Origin of the sequence: Nodularia sp. LEGE 04288 (assembly GCF_963896525.1) — a bacterium.
Classification (GTDB): Bacteria; Cyanobacteriota; Cyanobacteriia; order Cyanobacteriales; family Nostocaceae; genus Nodularia.
In genome coordinates, this window is record NZ_CAWQOY010000182.1 from 25,305 (window position 1) to 48,541 (window position 23,237).

Genomic DNA, 23,237 nt, shown 5'->3' on the forward strand with positions numbered 1-23,237 from the left:
AAACGGCATCTGTATGCTCAATTATGAATTTTGCGCCAACCAAGCGACAATCTGGGCGTTAACAACATCTGGAACTTCATCGTGGGGACAATGACCAGCGTCAGGAATGGCAACAATCTTGATGTCTTGGCCATTTTCACACGCCTGTTCATAAATCTTCGCACCGGTAATTGGTGTCCAGGGATCATCAGCACCCCAAATTACTAATAAAGGACGTGTGATTTTGGGCAATAGTTCCTCTGGAGTAGGGCCAGGAGGGGCTGTGAGGATGGAGGCGAAAACTTGCTGCGCTCCTGGATCACAAGATGGGGTATAAAGAATATCGACTAATTCCTCTGTGACGGCTTCACGGTTGCGGTAAACTTGGTATAGAGTGCGACGAATTTGGGATTTTTGACGAATGCGATTATAGAGAAATGTACCTGTGATCGGCGATCGCACAAATCTGTTAAAAGCTCCCATCACCATCCGTAAAGGTGGATTTAACTCATGGGGACGATGACTCAAACCACCAGCCGAGTTAATTAAAACACCACCAGTCGTAATTTCTGGATGTTTAGCCAGCACCATCAAGCTTATAAGTGCGCCAATGGAATTACCGATAAAAACCGCAGGTTCTTGGATGTGTTCTGCCCAAAAATCCTTCAGCAGTTCTACCCACACTTCTACAGTGTAATTAATTGGGGCTTTATCTGAACCACCAAAACCTAAAAGATCAACAGCAAAAACCCGGTAGCCTGCATCGGCTAAAACCGGGATATTTTTGCGCCAGTGTCCAATGGAAGCCCCAAAGCCGTGAACCAGTACCAAAGGGCGACCAGCACCCATGACGGTATATTGAATTTTGTGGCCTTGCCAAGTCCAAACAAGTTTTTCTAAGGTGACGGCAGGTATCTGCTGTGTAGTTCCGGTCATTATTAAAATTTGTGAAGTATATTTCTATATAATATTGTCCCTGAAGCTGAATAGTTCTGGCAAAAATGCTATTGATCAACCATCTAAATAATTTCGATCATTTTTCCCACCAATATTCGGTTGACCGAAGAGGCCAGGTAGAAGAGGAAAGGTTCTTAAGCAGCCGGCAGTGTCAAAAGAAGCAGGGGAGCAGGGAGCAAGAGTACTCCGCCCCAGTCCCAGCGCCCTAAAAGGGTGGGGAAGATTACCCCGGCTCCGCAATGCTTGGCGCAGAGGCTTCAGGCTTGTTCCCCCCTGCACCCTGCCCCCTGCCCCCTTTCCTCTTCTGTCAACAGGCTAGGAACTATCGACTCTTGACTATAGACTAATAATAAGTATTAAGCTATTAACAGTAAACCAGCGAGGGTAAACATCATGATTCTGCCTGGATCAACAGTTCGCGTCAAAAATCCCGCAGACACCTATTATCGCTACGAAGGACTTGTACAACGTCTCAGTGATGGCAAGGTAGCTGTATTATTTGAAGGTGGCAATTGGGATAAATTAATTACCTTTCGCCTATCAGAATTAGAAGCCGTAGAACTGACAGCCGGCAGAAAAGGAAAATAAATTAATAGTCATTAGTTATCAGTAATTAGTCACCGAGTAAAAGACTGCTGGCTAATTACTCAGGACTAATGGCCAAGGACTAATAACTAAGATGCGCCTACCTTTACCACAGTTTGCCATAAGCGATCGCCACCCCAACCATATTGCGGAGGTAATCGAAACTACTTCTACCGAATTTGTCTCACAGTGTTTGGAACCGGAAGACTTAAGTTTTCCGCCCATGCCTCCTTTTGGTAGTTGGGTTTGCGCTGTGGATGAAGAATCAGGCAATCGAATTTATGCTGTGCTGTATCATGCTACAACCATGCCCATTGATTCGGTACATCGGGCTGTGGCGTTGGGGTTATCATTGCAGGATTTACGCGAGGAACAACCCCAAATTTTTGCCATGCTCAAAACTGAATTTCGGGCGGCCATTGTGGGGTTTGAGCATTCGTCCGGGACTCTAGGGACAAAACCAGGGGTATATCAGTATCTACCACCCCGTCCTCCGCAAATTCATCAAGCTGTTTATCGGTGTGAACCAGAAGCCATCATCAAATTCACTGAATCAGTAGATTTTTTGCGGACATTGCTCTCTGTATCTGGTGCGCCAGTAGAGGCATTAACGGCAGCAGCTATCCGCCATATCTACCAGTTACGTAAAGCTGACCGAGAATGGCTAATTAAGGCTGGACGTACTCTCAGCGTTTTGTTAAAAGACGACTACGATCGCTTACGGTTTATTTTAAGTCAAATCCATCCATAGGTAGTTAGTTCTTCGACAATTACCTAGCTACTGTAAATGAAAATTTGTTAATTCTTCGTCAGGGTGGCTTTGACGTTCCTTGATTATTTTTGACTCGATTCCCTTCTGGGTAATCGCAATTTCACTGTCGCCCCTTAAAGTCCAACCTATGGAACTAATATCACAAGTTCTGGCTCTGGAACCAACTTCTCAAGTTCTCGGCGATGAGCCAATTGTGAGCTTTGCTGTTTTGCTGGTGGTTATCTTAGTTGTACCCATCCTATTTGAGAGGCTGAGACTACCAGGATTAATCGGCTTAGTCTTCTCTGGGGTAGTACTGGGACCATCAGGCTGGAATCTCTTTCACACAGAATTACCAATAATTAGCCTGCTATCAGATATTGGCTTATTTTACTTGATGTTTGTCGCAGGTTTAGAAGTGGAAATCAAGCATTTCCGCCGCTGCAAAAAACGCTCCTTGGGATTTGGCATCCTCAGCTTTAGTTTCCCCCTAGTCATGGGAACTTTAGTCGGACAGTTTTTTCATTGGCAATGGAATGCGGCGATTTTAATTGGCGCTTTGTTAGCTAACTATACCCTGTTGGCATATCCCATTCTCAGTCGTCTGGGGGTGCTGAATAATCAAGCTGTGACCATCACAATGGGAGCCACCATTTTTACCAATCTCAGCGCTGTGCTGGTCTTAGCTGTTTGTATAGCTACTACTGATACTCTCGCATTCAGCTTGGCTCAAATACTTCCCCTATTGATTTGGTTAAGTGTTTACACGATGATCATTTTGGTGGGATTTGATTGGGCTGGCAAAGAATTTTTCCGGCGATTTGGAGACGACGAGGGCAATCAGTTTTTCTTTGTGTTGCTGACCGTATTTCTGGCTGCGGTGGGCGCTCAATTGATTGGGATAGAAACAATTGTCGGAGCCTTTTTGGCAGGTTTGGTGGTAAATCAAGCTGTGGGTGAAGGGCTAGTGAAGGAAAAGGTGGTATTTTTGGGCAGTTTCCTATTTATTCCCATTTTCCTGGTCAATTTTGGCTCAACCATTGATTTACCTGCTTTGATTACCAGCATTGACACCCTGCAATTAACGTTTTTAATAGTAGTCGGTTTAATTACTAGCAAATTCATCGCCGCTTTATTCACAAAACTGCTTTACCACTACAACTGGGGGGAAATGCTGACCATGTGGTCGCTATCAATACCTCAGATGGGTACAACTTTAGCAGCAACTTTCGTGGGCTATCGGGCTGGGTTGTTTCCAGAGGCAGTATTAAACAGTGTCTTTGTTTTAATGCTCGTTACTTCCATCTTAGGGCTATGGGTCACTAGTTATACAGCCCGTGCTTTGGTTTCCACCGCAGTTACACCAGCAGATCCCCCAACTCTCTTTGAGCAGCACTCAGAAGCCAAACACAGTCCGGTGACCATTGTTGTCCCTGTGTATAATCCTCAAACTCAGCAGTATTTGCTGGAAATGGCGGCATTATTAGCAAATCAAGCCCAAGGTAAAATTGTCCCATTGGCGATCGCCACTGCTGCGGCTCAAATGGATGCACCACAATTAGAAACTGCTCTACGCCGCAGTGAACGGTTACTAGCAAAAGCCACAGCCCAAAGTCGATTGTTGGGAGTAGACGCAGAACCATTACTGAGAATCGATGATGCTTTTGCTCTCGGTATTAGTAGAGCCGCACGCGAACAAAAGGCGAGTTTAATTATCATGGGTTGGGGTAAACGCACTGGGTTGAGAGCGCGTTTATTTGGGAATGTGATTGATAGCGTACTTTGGGCATCTCATTGTCCAGTGGCGGTGACACGTCTGATGGACTCACCCAAAAAAATTCAACGCATCTTAGTACCCTTAGAAAATTTAACAGCCTCATCATTGCAACCTGTACAATTTGCTCAGATGCTGGCTGAGGCAAATCAAGCCCAAGTTACTGTACTTCATGTGTGCATGGGTGAAGCTCGTGGTTCCCAGAAAATTGCGACCAAGCGAACTGACAAGTCAGCGCTGGCGCGAACGCACCTCGCCCGATTAATGTCTCAATTAGCTGTACCTCATCCCCCAGAAATTCAAATCATCGCTCATGAAAATACTGCCCAAGCAATTTTACAGGCAGCACGATTATATGATTTGGTAGTGTTACCCTTTATCCGTAATCGGACAAGTCCTGGTGGGTTAGCTATTAGTGATGTGACAACCCAGTTAGCGGGTCAACTTACCTGCTCTATCGTCATGCTGGGAGAACCACAACACACTCAAACGCAAATGTCAATACCAGCAATTTCCCACTCTACAACTGCTGTTTAAGCCAGAAAAAAATCGGCTTTTTTAGCCTGTCCACAGAGACATCCCTCTCCTTGGTCAGGATAGGAAAAAGTTTTGCATAGCATAACCAAGAGAAGTTTTGAATGGAATTAATTAAAGATTTGATGAATTATCAGCCACAGCAGACCATCGTCAGAGAATCTTTGATACCTTGTTAGATGATTTATTTAACAATTGAGTTTAAACTTGACGTAAATAGGTGGGACTCGGAAAACCAAACTATATTACGACTCGGAAAAACCCATGAAACCCTTACCAATGACCAATGATTTACCCTGAGCGTAGCCGAAGGGCAAAGGACAAATGACGACCCCCGCCAATTAACTTTATTTACACCAACCTACTTACATACTGCATCATGCAAATCTAATGTTTTGGAAAAATTAGCTTTGTTCGTTTAATATTTTTGTAACAAAACTGGTGACTCTAACTTATTCTTAGAGAGCAACTAGAAATATTTATAAAATCACTGGGAAACTATGAGAATTTTGGTTACGGGCGGTGCTGGATTTATTGGTTCCCATCTCATTGACAGATTAATACCCGCCGGGCATGAGGTCATTTGCTTAGATAACTTTTATACAGGTCATAAGCAGAATATCCTTAAATGGATCAATAATCCCAATTTTGAACTGATCCGTCATGATATCACAGAACCAATACGCTTAGAAGTGGATCAAATTTATCATCTAGCCTGTCCAGCTTCTCCTGTACATTACCAGTACAACCCAGTTAAAACCGTTAAAACTAACGTCATGGGGACACTGAATATGTTGGGACTAGCTAAACGCGTTAAGGCTAGGTTCTTTTTGGCCTCAACCAGCGAAGTTTATGGTGATCCCGAAGTTCATCCCCAAACAGAAGAGTATCGGGGTAGTGTTAATCCTATCGGCATCCGTTCCTGTTACGACGAAGGTAAACGCATTGCGGAAACTTTGGCATTTGATTACTACAGACAAAATAAAGTCGAAATTCGCGTGGCGCGGATTTTCAATACCTACGGGCCGAGGATGTTAGAAAATGATGGTCGGGTAGTGAGTAATTTCATAGTTCAAGCCTTACAGGGTAATCCTTTAACTGTGTATGGAGATGGTTCGCAAACGCGCAGTTTCTGTTACGTTTCTGATTTGGTAGAAGGATTTATCCGCCTGATGAATGGCGACTATGTTGGCCCTGTGAATTTGGGTAATCCTGGGGAATATACAATTTTAGAATTGGCAGAAGCTGTACAAAATATGGTGAACCCAGACGCAAAAATTAAGTTTGAGCCACTACCTTCTGATGATCCGCGTCGTCGTCAGCCGGATATTACCAAAGCTAAAACCTTGTTAAATTGGGAACCTACTATTGGGCTACAAGAGGGGTTAAAACTCACAGTAGACGATTTCCGCGATCGGCAAAGCCGCGCCGTAGGCGATCGCAATTGAGGTTCGGTGGTAGTCCTAAACGCTGTGCTGAATCTTCGTGCAGGCTCATCCTCTCAGTAGCCCGTACTTCAGTTACTAGTTTTTTCAATGGTATAGTAAGTGTCATATTTGACAGTGTTTTAAAAATCTAATCCCAAAAAATGAGGAGTGAAAATAAATGCGTGTTTGCGTAATAGGTACTGGTTATGTTGGTTTAGTAACAGGTGCTTGCTTGGCTCATATCGGTCATGATGTAATTTGTGTAGATAATAATGAAGAAAAAGTTAAATTAATGAAATCTGGGCAGTCCCCAATTTTTGAGCCGGGACTCTCAGAGATTATGCAGTCTGTGATTAAAACAGAGAACATCCATTTCACTACAGATATTGCGGCCGGAGTTGCCCACGGGGAAGTTTTATTTATTGCTGTGGGAACACCACCTTTACCCACTGGCGAAAGTGACACCCGTTATGTGGAAGCTGTCGCTCGTAGTATTGGCGAAAATCTCAACGGTGGTTATAAGGTAATTGTGAATAAATCTACAGTCCCCATTGGTTCTGGTGACTGGGTACGAATGATTGTTTTGGATGGGATTGCTGAACGTCAGAAAACACTTATACCCGCAGGTGGAGTAGTGAGTGAAGAAAAAACACTAGAAGATGTACCCCAATTTGATGTGGTCAGCAATCCAGAGTTTTTGCGGGAAGGTTCGGCGGTGTATGACACCTTTAACCCAGATCGGATCGTTTTAGGCGGCAATAGTCCCAAGGCGATCGCTTTAATGAAAGAACTGTATACGCCCATTGTAGAACGTCAGTATGCTGCTGATCAGTCTTTACCACCAGTGCCTGTATTATCTACAGACCTCAGTTCCGCAGAGATGATCAAATACGCTGCTAATGCCTTTTTAGCCACCAAAATTAGTTTTATTAACGAAGTTGCGAATATTTGCGATCGCGTCGGTGCTGATGTTACCCAAGTAGCAAAAGGCATTGGTTTAGATTCCCGGATTGGGAACAAGTTTTTAAACGCTGGGATTGGTTGGGGTGGTTCTTGTTTCCCCAAAGATGTCTCCGCACTGATTCACACTGCTGATGATTATGGCTATGAAGCCCAGATTATGAAAGCTGCTGTCAGTGTCAACGAGCGCCAGCGCCTAATTGCTTTGGAAAAACTCCAGCAAGTTCTTAAAATTCTCAAAGGCAAAACTGTCGGACTTCTGGGTTTAACCTTCAAGCCAGATACCGATGATATGCGGGATGCGCCAGCACTCAACTTGATTGAGCAGCTAAATCGACTCGGAGCTAAAGTCAAAGCCTATGACCCCATTGTTTCCCAAACAGGTTTACGTCATGGTTTGACTGGCGTGTTAGTGGAAACTGATGCAGAAAGGCTGGCCGATGGCTGCGACGCTTTGGTATTAGTCACCGAATGGCAGCAGTTCAGCGGTCTAGATTACGCTAAGATGGCAAAATTAATGAACCATCCCGTGATGATCGATGGTCGGAACTTCCTTGACCCTGAAAGTATGGTTAGGGCTGGTTTCCAATATGTCGGTGTGGGAAGATAAAAATTAAAAACCTCACCCCCAACCCCTCTCCTTACCTTCGCGTAGCGTCTCCCTTTGGGAGAAGGAGAACGGAAGTTTTGACGCAAGTCAAAGGCGGGGTGAGGTTCTGTATTTTAACCGTTACTGGGAATACGTTCTATTTCCGCATATCCACTGAAAATTAAAGTTTTACCTTCAGTTTCTAAACGATTCAGCCGCAATTTCACACCATCAAGGTCAAAGCGATCCAAATCAACCATATTATCTAAAATTTCCGCCAGCGCCATACTCAATGTTTGGGAGATTTCCCGTTGTGCTTCTGGTACTGAGTCAAGCTCAATTTGGGGGTTTTTAAAGGAAATCCGCCGCCGTCGTTCTACGGCTACAGTCATAACCATGTTCAGTGGGATGAGTTCGCCATTATTTAAATCTGCTTTAGCTAAAATTCGCAGATGATTTTCTGCTAAAAGTTCTACTTGAATATCGGTAAAGGAAACTGGTGTACCGCCGGATATTGCTGTCAATGAGGGTACTGTCAGGTTAACCAGGTGCTGTGTCACCAGTTTGGCATTGAAGGCTTGGTTAATGCCCGCTTCTGATAGAATTACGTTAGCGATCGCTTGGGTGGGTTGCTTGAGGTTGAGCTTACCACTCAGAACCGCGCCGAAGTCAATGGTAACCGCATCGGTTTCAAAGGACATTTCCTCGACCAAAAAATCTTTGCGAATCACCAAGCCTCGACCGCTCATTTTAAAGCTATCAATGCTGCCTTGCAACAGTTTGCTGGAGGGATAGCAGCGCACAAAGACTTCTACGGACTCGCTTTGGGTAAACAAGTGGCGAATCGTTTGGCTGGCGACTGTATTGAGCATTCGCTCTCCCCAATCTGTGCTTTGAGAATCTTTTAAACCAGTAAGTCCGCCGAACATGAAGTTTTGGATCTCTAGAAGTTCTTTATACTTTTGTAACAAACTGTGAAGAATAGAGCAAGCGATCCCCACATTCATTCTGCTGATGGTGAGGTGAGGTTTGGCTGATGATTGATAGTTGAGTGTATCGGATCCCACATTCCGCACCCTCAACTGTCACAAGAAAAGAGCGCCCAAGGTCATGGTGTTAATGCCCAAGCCAAAAGCTTTCATGAACATTAAGCCAATCAACAGCGACAGAGGAATTGCACTGAGAGTAATTACGGCAGTACGCCAATTCATTAGAAATAACAGCATAATCACCGACACGATGATGATGCCTTGAATTAGGGAACTGCTGACATTGGCAATGGCAGTATCAATAAAGTTAGACTGCCGGAACGTCCGCGCCACCTGCACATCAGAGGGAAAGGTTGATTGCAAAGATTGCAGCACCGCTTCTACTGCTTTTGTCACCGTAGGGGTATCGACATCAGGCTGTTTGTTAATCATCATCACCACAGCCGATTGCCCATTAAAACTAGCATCTCCCCGCTTCAGTGCCGCACCCGTTTTGACTTCCGCTATATCTTTGAGCAAAATCGGTTTACCATCTTGCACCTTCACCACAGATTGCTGCAAGTCTGCAATTGATTTTACCTGCCCAATACCGCGTACCAACAGTTCTTGACCACCACCAATTAAAAATCCACCAGGAGCGTTAGAATTTGCGCCTTTGGCAGCATTGGTCACTTCGGTCAGAGAAACATTGAGCGATCGCAATTTTTCTGGATCAACTAATACTTGTTCCTGTCGTTCATCCCCACCGTAGTCACTCCCGGCAAACCATTCACCGCGCTTTCAATCGGCACAGTAATTTGTGATTCCACTTCCTCTGGAGCGAGTCCAGTCGCTTCGGTGTGAATATCCACCTGGGGGGGCGCAAATTCGGGAAAAACGTCCAGTGGCATCTGGGTGACAGTGAATACTCCCCACACCGTCACTAAAATTGCACAGATAACTATAAACCAACGTTGGGCAATTGAGTTTTTGAGAATCTGATTCAGAATGGAATTCAACATCTCAATTAAACGCCTCCCTTGTTCTTGCGATTGCCTACGATAACAGCGATCGCTCCGCCCACAAGCACGACTCCACCACCAACTCCTGCTAAAATACCCATCGGCAATCCGCCACTTGCTTGCTGAGTTGTTTCACCAGCCTGTGAAACGAGATTACCGCTAGCATCATGGCTATGAGGTATTCCTTGAACATCTGCCTGAGCATGGGCTGTATCAGTTTTAGGAGTGGCGATCGCTGCTGGACTGGGTACTGTATCGGCGGTTTGGGTTTTGCGCGATTCAGCATAGAGCGACAAACTATCTTGGGTAACGAGCTTTTCCTCAACTGACAATCCTTTGGTAACAGCGATTAGTTCGCCTTTGGTCGCGCCAGTGGTGACTTCTACTGACTCATAAAAATTCTTATACTGCACAAAGACTAGCTGCTTGCCATCAGCATCAACCAATGCCGTCACCGGAATCATGACAGCAGATCCAGATTTGGCAGAGGAGGCGATCGGTGTCACCACAATACCTAACAGTTGATCGGTTTGAGCATTGACTTTCACGCGATTAATGCCGCCCGTTGCTTGAAATTCATCACCATGTCCAACGTGAGCAAATACAACTGTGGGCGCACTGATAATTAAACTGGCTGCCAGAATGGAACTCATTAGCATAAAAGGTTTCATAATCACTCCTCACAACAAAAGTTCTCCATAGTTTGCCAAAGGGCAGATGAAATCCAGGTGAAATGGCAAAAGTTTTTGTAAGATTCAGAGCTTCGTGGTTGATTCCCTGAAGTGATGTGAATTTTACTAGTGGAAGATGAAGCAGAATACCCATCGGCAATCCACTTGCCTGCTGTGTGGTGTTATGGCTATGAGCTAGGGTGTTAACTTTGTACCATTTTAGGTGTTCAAAATTCATGCAAAATATATGCCAGTAGTTCTAATCAAGGGGGCTACGCACAGCCTTACCACCCCGATTCAGAACATGGGTATAAATCATCGTGGTTTTCACATCCTTGTGTGCTAATAATTCCTGCACCGTGCGGATGTCATAGCCGTTTTGCAGTAGATGAGTAGCAAAACTGTGGCGAAACGTATGACAACCCACCTTTTTTTGAATACCAGCTTGACGAACCGCTTGCTTTAACGCTTTTTGTAAACTACTTTCATGAAGGTGATGGCGACGAATTTCGCCACTGCGGGGATCTTTATAATAAATAGTTATACCGCTCCAACACAAAAGTTTTACTGAGTAAAAAGTCCGATGTGTAGTGTTCTTGCGGTGGCTTCAATGTGAGCAGATATTTCACCTGGCATATCAGTAATGAAAGGTAGTTGCTCATCCATGAGCAGCACTGCAAGTCCATGAATCGTCGCCCAGATAATTCGTACTGTCCTATCAACGTCTTGATTTCTAAGACCATCACGGTGTTTTGCTGTTTCAACAATCCTAAATAACGGTACCGCAGCAGCTTTTGAGATGTTCTGAAGTGCAGGTTCAGTAACACGCTCTTTCAGGCTAAACATTAGGCGTACAAGTTCAGTATTTTCAAGTGCAAACACTACGTAGGCTTCTGCGATCGCTCTAATTGTCTCGAAGGAGTCGTCTTGCACGGGTTGAGCAGCTTGTTGTAGGGCTTTAGCCAGTTGTTCAAATCCTCGCTGCGCCACACTAATCGTTAAAGCTCGTTTACTCGCAAAGTGTCGATAAACGGCTGGCTGGCTGACTCCAGTACTGCGTGCTAGCTCACTCAAGTTGAGAGCCAGTCCCCCTCCCTTTGCAACCTGTTTGCAGGCTTCATCAAGTAGCGCTTCATGCAAATGCCCATGATGATACTTTTCACTACTCACAATTGACTTTACACTCCTCATGTTATAGCCTATAACATCATAGGTGATTTGCGGCGGGAGACGGGCAACATTGTGTCGCTTTCTTGTTTTAACGATATTCGGAGTTTATGGTGAACAATTATGAGTTCAAATCAACAGTTTCTGCAAAATTTATACGAAGCCTTCAACAATCGCGAGCTTGAAACAATTATCTCGGTGATGCACCCAGACGTGAAATGGGCGAACGGGGTAGAAGGCGGTTTCGTTTATGGACGCGACGCGGTGCGCGAATACTGGACTAATCAATATAAGGTGATTCAAGTGCAGCTTGAAACCTTAAAGTTTGAGACGGATGAAAACAATCGAAATGTCGTTACTGTTCATCAAATCGTCAGAGATTTGCAAGGCAATTTACTTGCGGATACAACAGTTCAGCAAATCTTTACCATTGAGGATGGTTTGATCAGTCTTTATGAAATTGGCGAAACTGAAACAATCCAAGAGATGATTCAAAAGACGAGAACTTCCAATTAGCAATTATGTTTCAGCTATCAGTTGCAGCGATCGCGTTTTCTCAAACATAGGTTTTTGAAATTAACAGTGCAGCACAACAACGCTGTTGCAGCGGATTAGTCGTTGATTGGTGGAGTGGCAGAGATTGTGGGCAACCGCTGTGCAGATCCAGATTTGGCAGTGGAGGCGATCGCTGTTACCACAATACCTAATAGTTGATCGGTTTGGGGATTGACTTTCACGCGATTAATGCCGCCCGTTGCTTGAAATTCATCATCATGCCCAACGTGAGCAAATACAACTGTGGGCGCACTGATAATTAAACTGGCTGCCAGAATGGAACTCACTAGCATAAAAGGTTTCATAATCACTCCTCACAATGGATACGAGTTAAACAAAAGTTCTCCATAGTTTGCCAAAGGGCAGATGAAATCCAGGTGAAATGGCAAAAGTTTTTGTAAGATCAGAGCTTCGTGGTTGATTTCCTTGGAGTGATGCGAATTTTACTGGTGGAAGATGAAGCAGAATACCCATCAGCAATCCACTTACCTGCTGTGTGGTGTTATGGCTATGAGCTAGGGTGTTAACTTTGGACCATATATTCAGACAGGAGTTCGTTGTAATGCTTGATATATTAGGATTGACAAAAGATTATACGCAAACTTTCCGTATAATAAATAGTTAGACAGCATTGGTGAGTCAGTTACATGATCAGAATCAGAGCTTTCTTATACTGACCAGCAAAGTGATCCATTGTATTTTAGTGACTAAACTAATTTTGAAAAGCCAAGGGTAAGACGGATGCCATTTCAGAACAACTACGTAAATCTGGTTACAGAGAAACCTCAAGCCCACACTCGCTTAATCCGAGATTATGACGGCGATAATAAAGATTTTGACTTCATTATCATTGGTTCTGGAATAGGCGGCGGCATCCTGGCGGACGATTTGGCAGATCGGTTAGGGCAAGATCATCGCATTTTGGTTTTAGATGCTGGTTCCTTCATTTATCCGACCCATGTCTATAACATCAGTCGCATACCTAACAATTCAGTAGCCACACACTTTGGCGTAGATAACTTTAAACAGTCACCTAGCGATTCTCATTTCATTGGTTCTAAGCCCCAATTATGTTTTGGCGGGCGTTCTATTTTTTGGTCTGGACTGATTCCGCAAGCTCAAAGTTGGGAGATGGAGTTCTTCCCAGATAATGTCCGTCGAGATTTGGAATCAAAGTATTTCAAATCGGCTAATGACCGGATGAATAAATCGTTATCACTAGGCGATAAGGCACAAAAGTTGGTGGACTATTTTCAGTCCAGCGCTCTTAATTCAGATTTTGAGATAAAACAGACACCTCGTGCTGTACATCAACCCTATCTCAATCCCGACGGTACGCCACGGGATCAATTCTTTGTAGAACCAACAGGCGTGTTTAACACGGCTGAACTGCTGATTAATCAGGCTGGTCTAACGCCTGGTGCCGATCAAAACGGTAATGGTCTATTCATCAAACTCAACAGTTTTGTAGAAACGATCCAAAACGTTCCTTTTGACTGGTATGAAGTCAAAACCACTAACACTATTACAGGAGAGCAAATCAGTTTTTATTCCCCTAAAGTTGTCATTGCTGCGGGTTCTACAGAAAGTCCTAAACTGATCAATCGTTCTACCGTCTATCAAAGCCTGCCTGATCAAATTCAGAAGAAAGTAGGTTTTGGCTTAACGGATCACCCTGTTACAGGGGAGTCTCAGGCTTATGTGTCGTCTGTGGGAAGAAACGGCTCACGAATTCAACTCAGTCGTCGGGATCACGCCAAGATCATCTTCTACTCACGGGGTAATCGAGATGCTAGTGGTCATGTGATCTACCCCTTCAATATAGAAATGAATATCAATCATGAATACTGGCATCTGAGAAACAACGATCTGTCTGCTGAACCTGTGGTTGACGATACTAGTAAAACGCGTGTTGACATCAAATTTAGCTTTGGGAATTGCCTTGATGATGAGAATGGAATTTTCTCCCACGCTAACGATAACTATACTCCTGACATTCGCTTCAAACGCTTCTCGAATCTGAGTGATTTGCTGCTATCGCGCTTTCCGAGTCTTACAGGCTGGAGCAAAGGAGAAAATGAGTTTTTTGACTTACTCAATCAAACAAGAAATCGCATTTTTGCAGAATTCAATGATGTAGACTTTATTACTAGTGAGTATGGTGGGGGCAGTGGCAAGCAATGGCCTTTTGGTTGGGGTACGGTTCATCACGCCTGTGGCACCTTGCGGATGCCGTGGAAAGCTAACCGCAATGCTAGCTTCAATAATGAGTCGGTTGTCGATGAAGACCTTAAAGTTCGAGGCACTGCCGGACTGTATATTTGTGATATGTCTGTCATGCCTATCAGCACCGCAGCAAACCCCGTCCTTGCACTTGCAGGGTTGGCTTTGAGACTTTCAAATCATTTGGGCTAAGGGTTCATAACTAGTTGGTGATTTGCTCACTATCACTAACTTATACTATAGTTTGCCTATGGCATACATACCACTCAGAAAAGCGGTCGAATTTCTGGGATTGCATCCAAATACTTTGAGGAGATATGCAGATGAAGGCAAAATCAAAAGCATTAAAAACCCAGCAGGGCAAAGATTGTATGATGTCGAGTCATACGTCAATGGCAGTTCAGATCGAACTACCGTTATTTGTTACTGCCGAGTCAGTTCCACAAAACAGCGAGATGATCTTGACAGACAAATCGCTTATATGCAATCCCTCTACCCAGACGCAAATAAAGTCCGTATTATTGCCAAGGGAGGTGGACGCAAACCAGAGATTTCACCTAAAGAAGGAATCTGCTTATGTCTAGTTTACCTCAGACAAAAACCAATTTTTGAGATTTTAGGATTACTCTTTGACATTTCCAAAACCAAAGCCAATGATGCCTTTAATTATTGGGTAGATATCTTGAGAGAAATTTTACCAGCATCTCAAATAGAGGAAGTTGAATCAGACAGTCAAAAATATCAATAATTACAGCGAATCCTATCCGAATACGAATTAATCATTGATAGTGCAGAACAAGCTATACCAAGACCTATAGACTATCAGGAGCAAAAAAGATACTACTCTGGTAAGAAAAAAATGCATACTTTAAAAAACCAGTTTATTATCCTACCAGATGGTGAAGATATTGTAGATATCTGTGTGGGAATGTTGGGAAAAATGAGTGATATTAATCTAATTTGAGATACCCGCCATAAATTTGTCCCCTCACAAAAATTTCTGGGAGATAAAGCCTACATTGGAGATGATGCCATTACCACCCCTCATAAAAAACGAAAGAATGCAGAAATTTCGGCATCACAAAAACAAGAAAATAAACAACTATCGTCACGCCGAATTGCTGTTGAACACATGATATGTCGAGTAAAAATATTTCGAGTAGCCAGTGACAGATTCCGTCTAGCTCGGCATCGATATAGTCAAGTGATTATGGCAGTTTGTGGACTTGTCAGATTACGACTTAATCGGTTATTTCCTTTAACCATTAATACTTAATTTTCTCTCTTTAAATTGATTTAATCATTTTCTACCTTTCTTCCCAGTTTTAGTTTTTTTGTCCTTTAATGCCTTCAAACACCCATTTGCTCGTAGGCTAAGATAGCGATCGCCTATTGAAGCTATCCTCCGCATACCGCAATCAAATCAACAAGATATGCAAATAATGCTTCATACTATTGAGCGACAGGGGCGAAGGTTGAGCCATTTGATCGCTGACTTACTCTTGTTGACCAGTCTGGAGAAAAATTCATCGTTAAAACCTTTTCACCCCTGTTGCTTAAATGATTTGGTGAGCGATTTGACCGAAGAATTTTTAGAACTGGCTACTGCTGCTGATATTAACTTAAGCTGCCAAATTCCCACTTGCGAGGTTTATGCTCTAGGTAACGAATCGCAACTTTACCGTTTAGTGTCAAACTTGATTGCCAATGCCATCCAGTACACACCCAGAGGGGGATATGTAACTGTTAGCTTAGTCAAGAGTGATTACACTTTTGTCATTGCTGTAAAAGATACAGGTATTGGGATTGAGGTTGCTGATCAGGAGCGAATTTTTGATCGCTTTTACCGTGTTGATGGCGATGCCTACGGCGGGCTGCGCGCCTACGCTCTCGTAAAACTGGAGGCACAGGATTGGGGCTAGCTATAGCTGTGGCGATCGCCCAAAAACATCAAGCGATTCTGAAAGTTGAAAGTCAGGTGGGAAAAGGTAGTATTTTTACGCTAGAGATGAAAGTTTTATCTTCTATAGAAAGGATTAAGGGTTTTGTCAGCTTTTGGTGATCCTGTTTGGGGTAAGGCAAAAAGTAGAAGGAGGAAGAGTGGAAGTAATAAATTTAAGCTGAATTTGTGATTTGCGATTAGTATCTTTCCTTATCTCGTATGGTGTACTTACTCATCATTTGCTCAAAAGCCTCTTGCAAATTAATGTCTTGAGAATTCGCCAGACAAATGACAGCAAACAAAATATCAGCAAGTTCACCGGAGAGTTCTTGAACAGGTTCGCTACCCTTCTTTTTTTTTTGGCCATATAAATGATTAATCAGTCGAGACGTTTCGCCCACCTCCTCGACTAGTCGAGCCAGCATTTCGTGGGGACTCCAATAACCTTTACCCACTTCTTGTACCCAATCATCAATCTGTTTCTGAACTTCTCTAAGTGTGTAATCTGCCATTTCCAAAGTTTCTTAGTACTTTTGATATTAATACGACGTATCGGCTCAATTTTTTACTATAGCTCCCAGTTTTTGTAGATTTTTCCAGGCGCATCGAATCTCGTCTTTCCAACAATAAAATTCGGAGTCAGGATTAGGCTGTTGAGCTTTGGGAGGTGTGCGACCACTGCCTACGAATATAACCGCGTTTTGTGCGCGGGTGACAGCCACATACAACAAGCGCATCTCTTCCTCAATGCGAAACTTGCGGTTCTTTTGTAGTTCCTGTAGGTATTTGTCGGAGTGTTTGGGTAGTCCCCAATTCTGTAGATTGACCTCCAATCCCCAATCTGGAATGATGAGGAAATCCGGTTGTTCAGACCGATTTATAGGTGACTGCACTTCTGGAATGATTACCACTGGAAACTCCAGCCCCTTAGCGCGGTGTATCGTCGTAATGCGTACATAGTTCGGACGTTCTCCAGTATTTTCCGGTAGCAAAGCTTCTCCTTCTTCTTTAGAAGAAAGTATAGATATTTCTAGCCATTTTACAAATTGACGTAAGGTGAGAGCTTGTTCGTTTTGGCAGAGACTACGGGCGAGTTCACGCAGTTTCTCCAGATTATTAGCCGCCTGCTGGTTTTTTTGGCGCAGATAGTGAGAACGGATGTGAAATGCTTCGTAAAGCCGTGTTAGTATCTGAGGGACAGTGGCAGAGCGTACAGATTTCCGTAATTTCAGCAAATAGCGGTTGTAGTTTGGATATTCTTGCTCGAACCAGTCCATGAGAGGATTACCTTCACGGGTTCCATATTGAAGAATATACTGCTCGTGAGCAGTTGGATCAACACCTTTTAGATAGGGAGTCCGCAGTGCTAAAGATAAAGCTGTATCATCAGGATAGTAGAGAACTAATTTTAGCATTTGGAAAGTAGAGACAATCTCAGGTTTCTCGAAGAACCTACCACCAGCATCTGAACGCACGGTAATACCTGTATCTTTCAACAAAATTTGTAGCTGCCGTTCATAGTTACTGAGTTGATTATTAGAGCGAACTAAAATGGCAATATCAGCTTGTTCTATAGGACGGAGTTTTCCTGTTTGCGGGTCGTCGATTTCCTGGCTCATCAACTCACGGATTTGACTAGCAGTAGCAGCAATGCCTTGTTCTAAACTCACTTTATCGCCAGCTGGAGCATAAGTGATTGGTGCTAATGCACTCTGCCCTTGAATAGTACCTTCCCAAGGCTCTAATGGATCATTGAGGTTAGGGTAGCGCTGACCGATACTATTAAATAGTTCGTTTTGGGCATTTAAAAGTTTTTGCGTTGGTCGTCGTGAAATACTTAAAGGCAGAATATTTACCCCAGTTTCTTTAGATAACTGCTCGATGAGAGAGTCATCTGCTGAACGAAAACCGTAGATAGATTGCTTGCGATCGCCAACTACTAGCAATCCCGCAAGTTGAGGGCGCAAAGCATCAACAAGACGTTTTTTTACTCGATCTGTATCCTGAAACTCATCAATAAAAAGGTAATGATATCGCTCAGTTAATTTTTGAACGATTGTCGAACCTTCTAAACATTCAAGTAGTGCTGCTGTTTTACTTATGAGATCGCTGGAATCTAATACTTGATCCTTTCGCTTGCGTTCGGTGTAGAATGTTTCAGTATCCGCCAGCAATTCGGCTATAGCAACACGATAAGCCTTTTCTGAATCCTCAGCTTGACATTGAGTCTGTCCCAATATGGATGCAGGATCAAGATTATGGTTATGCATGTATTCGAGGATATTGGCTAGCAACCTACGCAGTTCGTGTTCCTGCCAATAGAGTCTTTCTCCAAATAAAATTGGATTTTGACTGGCTGTATATTTTTCAAGAACATCTTGAAGTGTTTCAGTTAGTTGATACCGGGATAAGGTAATTTTTGATTCTCTGGCAACGCGTTCTTCATAGCCGAAAGTTCGTAATATTTGGGCGCAAAAACTGTGAATTGTACCGATAAAAGCAATAGTTAACCTCTCCTGCTGCTTCCGCCAAAAATTTCGCTCTTCTGCATTTTTGGCGGAAACTAGTCGCTTTGCTAGTTCTTTCTCCATCCGTTCCTGTAACTCATCAGCTGCCTTTTTAGTGAAAGTTATAAGGATAAACTGATCGAGAGTGGCAAGTTTGCGTTGTAGTATTTCTAAAACTGCTGCGACTGTAGTGTGGGTTTTGCCAGAACCTGCCCCAGCTCCAACCACACTTATTTTATTATTAAGTAATTGGTCGATAACTTGTGCCTGTTGCTTGGTAACGCTTAAACCTCCCCGGATTAGTTCGTTCATGAATTTTCCTCCTCAGACAAACCAAGGCATTCACCACGCACTGGGCAGTACAGACAGTGTTCTCCAAAATGCTTGGGATAATGCCCAGCCTCAATTGCCTGAATAAAATCCCCAATCTTTTCCTGTTGCTTTTGGTAATTCTGCTGTTGTTGTCTAGCAAAGTCGTTGTTCTGTTGACGGGATCGCTCAAAGTTAAAAGCTGTCCTAATTGCGTTTTGCCACCACTGCACTGCATGGTAGTGACCAGGAAAAACCTTAACTCCATCGACTTCCATATATTCGGGACTTTCCACCTTTGGTTTAGGCGGCGATATTAGCCATTCTTCCCGCATTAGGTTATTGATGTATGGGTAGGAGTATCTACCTTTTATAATTGCGTAGCGTACGTTAACTTCAATTTGGACGATTCGCTCATTGTTTGTTACTACATATTTAACTGGTCTTACTGATTCAACGCTAATCTGATAATTATCTTTGCCATAAAATTGAGCTGCGTTTATAAAGTCACGTTGCACGTAACGCTCAACAGTTACCCAATCCAAATCTCTTAAACCATGAAATTTTAATTTGACATTTTGTCTTGCAGCATCGATAGCAACAAAGAACATTTTAAGAATCTTATCTTCTCCTTTAGCTTTTGTCTTCTGCTCCACAAGATGCTGGAAAACCAGATTAATCCATTCTCCTTGAGCTAGGAAGCGCATCTGAAATTTGTCGCGGTATTGGCGTGCTTTAAAATCAAGACGTTCTAGCTTGTATCTAAAAGGACATAGCCCAAAGTGTGCAATCTCCGCTAGATCGTAATTTTTTCTACGAGCTTGAGTTAAAGGTCTGCTTGGTGTAGACGTATCTTCTAATTCATCGATCTCCTGTAAATCAAACTTTTCCTCTATAGGCATTCCAAAGACAGTCGCTGCATCCTCCATGTACAGAGAAGGGCGATACTTTTGTTCTTCATCTGCTCTGGCATATGACAAGTGCAAATGCTGTTTGGCAGAACGAACTACAGCTAGAAAAAAGTAGCGTTCTTTCTCTTGATGTTCATCAATTTTATTAATGTAAAATGGCCAAGGTTCTGTGTATGGTAGAGGAACACGCTGATTATCCACCCCTAAGAAAAAAACGATATCTTTTTGATAACCGTCAATTCCTTCAGGTGTAGCCACCCAAATTTGCTGGGGTTTATCTGGCTCTTCTTCTTCGTTTTATTTTGGGGTGCGCTCCTGCACAAGGCTATTGAGAACGTCACCAAATTCATCGGGGCTGATTTCGAGGGAAGCAGATTCTGTCAGTTCGCTCAAGACAATCCCAATCCGCTCTAAAATTTCGCGTTCAGCCTTGAGCATTTCTTCCGGCGCTAGGTAACTTAACTCATCTAGCAAGTATTCAACGTGCTTTCCAATGGTCTGTTCGCCCACAGAAAATAGTTTTTGGCAAATTTATTCTAATTCGGCGATCGCACTTTCCCATAAAGCAATGGTTTTTTCACTTACAGATGCTGCTGGAAGACGAGAGTCATGCGGCAGTTCCTTTTTCAGATTCTGCAAATTAGTCAAACTTCCGTGCCAACTTTCTCGATTACTACAACGAGCAAACATCTGAAACTTGACGGCATTAAATTGTTCTGTAGTTCTTTGTAAATGGCCACCTAACCAACCAGAAGCTAAAATAGCTTCAAATTGGTCTATATCCATTTGAAGAGAATTTTTCTGCCATATTTTGTATAAAGTTAAAACAAAACGTCCTAATGGGGTTAGTAATAACTGACGAGGCTGAATTCCTAAAGTTACAATGTTGCCTTCATTATCCCGAAGTTTATGTAACTCTACCTCTTCTTGCAGCAGAATTTGGAATTCCGATCTAGCCCTTGTTACTATTGCAACTTGTTCAGCTTTTACCCCATTTTGCAGATACTCTTTAATACGCTTAATGCAAGCGGCTACTTCCCGGTTGCGGTGACTGTAGTACTCCAGAGTAACTGATGGTATTTTTTCTGGCTCTCCTGTTTCCACAACTTCATCAGCAAAAAGATATTGTTGCAGTCGAGATAGATTATTTGCTCTAATGAAGCTGGCTGTTGGTAGCAACCGTGGCTGGGGATTGACAATGTTAATGGTTTTACCGTAATAAGTCCGTTGCATTATCTCAAACCCGTAGGCTTGAGTATCTCTATAGGGGATGAAAATATGCACAGTAACTTCTCTTTTATGGCACTCATGGAGAAATCGTTGCTGTAGAGGTGTCAAAAACGTGAAACCCTCCATTATAACCAGTCGGGTTGGCTCATAGTTGTTGAGTAATTCATAGGCAGCTTCCTCAAAAGTTTGTAATCCACTTTGTTTTTGAATGCTTTGATAAAAGTTTTGAAAAGACTGAAGTAACTGCCCAACGGAATAATTTACTAGTGAATTTTCTAATTCGGGTTTTATGCCCTGACTCAAGTCAATTCCCCGTTGTGCTAACTCTGCTAAAGCATCTGCCCAAGAGTAAACGTCATTTTTAAGTTGCAGAACAATCTCCGGAGATTTTTTAGCTATATCTTCAGCTGCTCTTTTTAAGGCAATGCTTTCTTCAGCACGAGTTAGCAGCTTCTTATTAATTAGAAGGCGCAAAAATCGGTGAAATACTATTTGAGCTTTTCCATCAACAATTTGATGTAGTGGTGCTAGTTCCTCTCTCTGCTTTGCTTGTGCTACTGTTGCGACAATATAAGTGTAATTCCGGTCACTATTTCCCAATAATGATTGAATCTCTGTATTAGTCGGAGGTTCTCCGTTGTAGCTGTGCAGGAAAATACCTTTCATTATGGTTCGACATCTATAGTATTAGCCTTGTTCCTACCCATCCTGGAACGGGCAATTTGACGCTGTTCAAGAAGTTGTTCAGTTATATGGCTGCGGGCATTAAGATTTTGCTGCCAATCACTAATCAATCTTTTTAGTGCCACGTTTACCATGTCTTGGTAAGTTGGAGCGTCGCTAATGTATTGAGGATCGATCAGAGATTCTCTGATCTTGTACAACTCTGAAAAAATTTCGTCCGGTATCCGTACTTGGTGAGGCAATTATTCTCCTAGCACTGTGTAAATACCCTAAGCATATATACATGACACATATTGCTGCTACCATGCATGCTTGTATGCAAGCTAGTTTGAGAATGAAAGCCAACCAAAAGAATAATGTTTGAACTTGTTATAAAAGGCGTTCCCGTACAGCGCGGTCCTCTAGGTGAACAAATAAGTTACGTTGCCAGCATTACTTTTGGTGACGTTGCTCGTCTGTTAAATGACGGTCACCTTTATATACCCAATGTTTCGGAACTGCCAGACTTCGCTCAACGTAAACTTAATCAAACGCGAGTCAAGGCGATCGCTCGGTATATTTTGGAAACTTATCAGGATGGAACTACATTTTTCCCACCGATTTGCGTTAATGTTCAGCCACGCCCAACCTACAGGGATGGCAGTCTTTACCTTCCTTATCACTCTGTTGCTTTACGTTTAACTGATGGGCAGCATAGATGCTATGGCATTCGTCAATCGCTCTTAGATATTCAGGCGCAACAGTCAGAGTATGCCATCATCCTTTCACAGTTAGAAATTGGCGTGTTGATATATGCGGGACTGCCATTAGAGGAGGAGCGTCAAGCTTTCCGTGACCAAAACCTGTTAGTGCAAAGACCAAGTGTATCGCTTTCGCATATGTTTGATAAGCGATCGCCTACAGTTTTAATTGCCAAAGATTTGCTCCAACGAGTTCCTCAGTTCCGTAACAATGTAGAAATGGTGGAGAAAGGCTTGGGTAAGCACAATCCCAAGGTGTTGACACTTTCTACCCTGGTGACAGCCACGAAATATATGTTTCCCAATCTCAACTCTAAGAAAGATTTGGAATTGAGAATCGATTGGGCAGCCACGTTTTGGGCGGCTGTAGCCAGCATTTTACCTGATGACCCTTGGAACATTAAAAGCAAGGAGGAACGCACACAGCAAAGACAGGAGTCGCTGACTGTGAACGCAGTTGTATTCCAGGCTTTAGGAATGTTGGCTCGCGATTTGTTATTAGAAAATGTTCCCGAACCGGAACTGGTTAAGTGGTTGAATAGACTGCGGGAGATAGATTGGCGTAAACGTAACGAATTTTGGCTAGAACGAGGAGTCACACAAGTTGGCGCAACAGGAAACCCAATTATTCAAAATACACGAACTACTGTGGATGCTTGCCATCGGGTTTTGCGTGAATTTGTGGGTATTCTCCCTGTGAGTAATGTAGTTTAATTTACGTATTTATTGACAGTAAAATATGGCAAGATGCC

The 23,237-nt window shown here is 43.1% G+C and carries 22 protein-coding genes and 2 pseudogenes; 12 read left to right on the forward strand and 12 right to left on the reverse strand.

What is annotated here, in order from left to right; all coding sequences use genetic code 11:
• Positions 1–21 precede the first annotated feature (21 nt).
• A complete protein-coding gene (locus AACX33_RS26095; RefSeq protein ID WP_193999768.1) occupies positions 22–915 on the reverse strand; it encodes an alpha/beta fold hydrolase in 894 nt (297 codons plus the stop codon).
• 414 nt (positions 916–1,329) lie between these two features.
• Here AACX33_RS26095 and AACX33_RS26100 point away from each other — a divergent pair, with 414 nt between their 5' ends.
• From AACX33_RS26100 to AACX33_RS26120, 5 genes are all read left to right on the forward strand, one after another.
• A complete protein-coding gene (locus tag AACX33_RS26100) occupies positions 1,330–1,524 on the forward strand; it encodes an NAD(P)H dehydrogenase subunit NdhS (RefSeq protein ID WP_193999770.1) in 195 nt (64 codons plus the stop codon).
• A gap of 91 nt (positions 1,525–1,615) precedes the next feature.
• Entirely contained in the window at positions 1,616–2,272 is a 657-nt protein-coding gene (locus tag AACX33_RS26105; protein ID WP_193999772.1) for an HAS-barrel domain-containing protein, read from the forward strand.
• Positions 2,273–2,420: 148 nt separating this feature from the next.
• Positions 2,421–4,583, forward strand: coding sequence for a cation:proton antiporter domain-containing protein (locus AACX33_RS26110; protein ID WP_193999774.1), 2,163 nt, complete (start codon positions 2,421–2,423; stop codon positions 4,581–4,583).
• Positions 4,584–5,080: 497 nt separating this feature from the next.
• Positions 5,081–6,028, forward strand: coding sequence for a UDP-glucuronic acid decarboxylase family protein (locus tag AACX33_RS26115; protein ID WP_193999776.1), 948 nt, complete (start codon positions 5,081–5,083; stop codon positions 6,026–6,028).
• 157 nt (positions 6,029–6,185) lie between these two features.
• Entirely contained in the window at positions 6,186–7,577 is a 1,392-nt protein-coding gene (locus AACX33_RS26120) for a UDP-glucose dehydrogenase family protein (RefSeq protein ID WP_193999778.1), read from the forward strand.
• 113 nt (positions 7,578–7,690) lie between these two features.
• On the opposite strand, the gene AACX33_RS26125 is transcribed toward AACX33_RS26120, so the two are convergent.
• From AACX33_RS26125 to AACX33_RS26145, 5 genes and pseudogenes are all read right to left on the reverse strand, one after another.
• Positions 7,691–8,485: an LmeA family phospholipid-binding protein gene (locus AACX33_RS26125; protein WP_193999958.1), complete on the reverse strand. Its 795-nt coding sequence runs from the start codon at positions 8,483–8,485 to the stop codon at positions 7,691–7,693.
• Positions 8,486–8,650: 165 nt separating this feature from the next.
• Positions 8,651–9,546, reverse strand: a pseudogene (locus AACX33_RS26130) (efflux RND transporter permease subunit); the annotation flags it as partial.
• A 5-nt stretch (positions 9,547–9,551) separates the two neighbouring features.
• Positions 9,552–10,217 (reverse strand): cobalt transporter, encoded by a 666-nt coding sequence (locus AACX33_RS26135; protein WP_193999780.1) that lies wholly within the window; start codon positions 10,215–10,217, stop codon positions 9,552–9,554.
• 259 nt (positions 10,218–10,476) lie between these two features.
• Positions 10,477–10,776, reverse strand: a complete 300-nt coding sequence (locus AACX33_RS26140; protein WP_445253351.1) for a tyrosine-type recombinase/integrase — start codon at positions 10,774–10,776, stop codon at positions 10,477–10,479.
• A gap of 5 nt (positions 10,777–10,781) precedes the next feature.
• Positions 10,782–11,387: a TetR/AcrR family transcriptional regulator gene (locus AACX33_RS26145; RefSeq protein WP_227788827.1), complete on the reverse strand. Its 606-nt coding sequence runs from the start codon at positions 11,385–11,387 to the stop codon at positions 10,782–10,784.
• A 120-nt stretch (positions 11,388–11,507) separates the two neighbouring features.
• Here AACX33_RS26145 and AACX33_RS26150 point away from each other — a divergent pair, with 120 nt between their 5' ends.
• Positions 11,508–11,900: a nuclear transport factor 2 family protein gene (locus AACX33_RS26150; protein WP_193999784.1), complete on the forward strand. Its 393-nt coding sequence runs from the start codon at positions 11,508–11,510 to the stop codon at positions 11,898–11,900.
• Positions 11,901–11,995: 95 nt separating this feature from the next.
• Here the strand turns inward: AACX33_RS26150 and AACX33_RS26155 are convergent, their stop codons facing one another.
• Positions 11,996–12,244: a hypothetical protein gene (locus AACX33_RS26155; protein ID WP_227788828.1), complete on the reverse strand. Its 249-nt coding sequence runs from the start codon at positions 12,242–12,244 to the stop codon at positions 11,996–11,998.
• A gap of 436 nt (positions 12,245–12,680) precedes the next feature.
• Between AACX33_RS26155 and AACX33_RS26160 the strand changes: the two genes are divergently transcribed.
• The 5 genes and pseudogenes from AACX33_RS26160 (at position 12,681) to AACX33_RS26180 (ending at position 16,224) form a co-directional block, all read left to right on the forward strand.
• Positions 12,681–14,354, forward strand: coding sequence for a GMC oxidoreductase (locus AACX33_RS26160; protein ID WP_193999786.1), 1,674 nt, complete (start codon positions 12,681–12,683; stop codon positions 14,352–14,354).
• A gap of 58 nt (positions 14,355–14,412) precedes the next feature.
• Positions 14,413–14,910, forward strand: a complete 498-nt coding sequence (locus AACX33_RS26165) for a transposase family protein (protein ID WP_193999788.1) — start codon at positions 14,413–14,415, stop codon at positions 14,908–14,910.
• Positions 14,911–14,943: 33 nt separating this feature from the next.
• Positions 14,944–15,438 (forward strand): annotated as a pseudogene (locus AACX33_RS26170) (HARBI1 family protein).
• A 166-nt stretch (positions 15,439–15,604) separates the two neighbouring features.
• On the forward strand, positions 15,605–16,084 hold the full coding sequence (locus tag AACX33_RS26175; protein WP_265338627.1) for a sensor histidine kinase: 480 nt from the start codon (positions 15,605–15,607) through the stop codon (positions 16,082–16,084).
• A complete protein-coding gene (locus tag AACX33_RS26180; protein WP_265338628.1) occupies positions 16,075–16,224 on the forward strand; it encodes a hypothetical protein in 150 nt (49 codons plus the stop codon). Before AACX33_RS26175 ends, AACX33_RS26180 begins: the two co-directional genes overlap by 10 nt.
• Before the next feature lie 77 nt (positions 16,225–16,301).
• Here the strand turns inward: AACX33_RS26180 and AACX33_RS26185 are convergent, their stop codons facing one another.
• The 5 genes from AACX33_RS26185 to AACX33_RS26205 are packed head-to-tail and all read right to left on the reverse strand — an operon-like array spanning position 16,302 to position 21,727.
• Positions 16,302–16,616, reverse strand: a complete 315-nt coding sequence (locus AACX33_RS26185; RefSeq protein WP_193999790.1) for a nucleotide pyrophosphohydrolase — start codon at positions 16,614–16,616, stop codon at positions 16,302–16,304.
• Between the two features lie 45 nt (positions 16,617–16,661).
• Entirely contained in the window at positions 16,662–18,923 is a 2,262-nt protein-coding gene (locus AACX33_RS26190) for a UvrD-helicase domain-containing protein (protein WP_193999792.1), read from the reverse strand.
• On the reverse strand, positions 18,920–20,089 hold the full coding sequence (locus AACX33_RS26195; RefSeq protein ID WP_193999794.1) for a hypothetical protein: 1,170 nt from the start codon (positions 20,087–20,089) through the stop codon (positions 18,920–18,922). Before AACX33_RS26195 ends, AACX33_RS26190 begins: the two co-directional genes overlap by 4 nt.
• Before the next feature lie 39 nt (positions 20,090–20,128).
• A complete protein-coding gene (locus AACX33_RS26200; RefSeq protein WP_193999796.1) occupies positions 20,129–20,341 on the reverse strand; it encodes a hypothetical protein in 213 nt (70 codons plus the stop codon).
• A 21-nt stretch (positions 20,342–20,362) separates the two neighbouring features.
• A complete protein-coding gene (locus AACX33_RS26205) occupies positions 20,363–21,727 on the reverse strand; it encodes a hypothetical protein (protein ID WP_193999798.1) in 1,365 nt (454 codons plus the stop codon).
• A gap of 374 nt (positions 21,728–22,101) precedes the next feature.
• Between AACX33_RS26205 and AACX33_RS26210 the strand changes: the two genes are divergently transcribed.
• Positions 22,102–23,199 (forward strand): DNA sulfur modification protein DndB, encoded by a 1,098-nt coding sequence (locus AACX33_RS26210; protein ID WP_193999800.1) that lies wholly within the window; start codon positions 22,102–22,104, stop codon positions 23,197–23,199.
• Positions 23,200–23,237: the final 38 nt, after the last annotated feature.